The sequence below is a fragment of the Streptomyces tendae genome (assembly GCF_014650435.1).
In the GTDB taxonomy this organism is placed as follows: Bacteria; Actinomycetota; Actinomycetes; order Streptomycetales; family Streptomycetaceae; genus Streptomyces; species Streptomyces tendae.
The window spans coordinates 1-758 of the sequence record NZ_BMUY01000088.1 but is presented as its reverse complement, the minus strand read 5'-3'; the positions used below and the strand labels follow the sequence as shown (position 1 = coordinate 758).

Sequence of the window (758 nt, the reverse complement as noted above, 5' to 3'; positions counted from 1 at the left end):
GAGGAAGTCGCGGTCGCCGGCCAGTTCGGTGAGCCGCTCGGTCGGCACGCTGCCCAGCAGGCGCATGGGGTCGCCGCCGGCCGCGGCCCAGCGTCCGGGGTCGACGGAGCGGAACAGGTCACGGGTTCCGGCGTGCCAGGACCAGCGCAGATTGCGGGCCAGATCGCTCAGCGGCCGGAGGGGTTCGGGGAGCACGGGTCGGACGGTGAATCGACGGATAGCCTTCACAAGCCACCTCGGCGCGTTCGTGAGAGACGCGGTGTGCGTCCGGGCATCGCAGCCGACAGTACCGGCGCGGACACCGTCCGCGGGGGAAGCCGGGAGACACGGGTACCTCGTCTGGGCTGTCCAAACGATTCACCGCACGATGGACATGGCCGATTCCGCCCCCATGTACGGTCTTGTCGCACTTCACCCCGCGCATCGCGCCGCTGCTCGGCGATCCCTGTCGCACCGCGTGCCCCGGGCCGGTCGCCGGGCAGGGCAAGAAACCGGCCGTTTCCGCGTCCCTCCCGGCACGCACCCACGTCACCGCCGGTGTTCGGCCCCCGCGCGCCCCTCCCGTCCCGCCTGTCCCACCCGGTCAGGCACCGCCGTCCGCGCAGGGCGTGGGCGGGTCGCCGCGCCCCGGACGGACGGCGGCGGGAGCGGGCGGAGAAGCCGCTGGTCACCGGGTGGGGCGGGCGGCGTGTGCACGGCGCGTGACTCCGCCCGCCGCGGTGCCCGTGTGCGCCGGTGCGCCGTACGCGCTCCAAGGC

The 758-nt window shown here is 74.7% G+C and carries 1 protein-coding gene; it reads right to left on the bottom strand.

The window, feature by feature from the left end; all coding sequences use genetic code 11:
• The coding region (locus IE258_RS40750) for a DUF3417 domain-containing protein (protein ID WP_189750832.1) at window positions 1-228 on the bottom strand (228 nt) is incomplete at its 3' end.
• Between the last annotated feature and the right edge of the window lie 530 nt (window positions 229-758).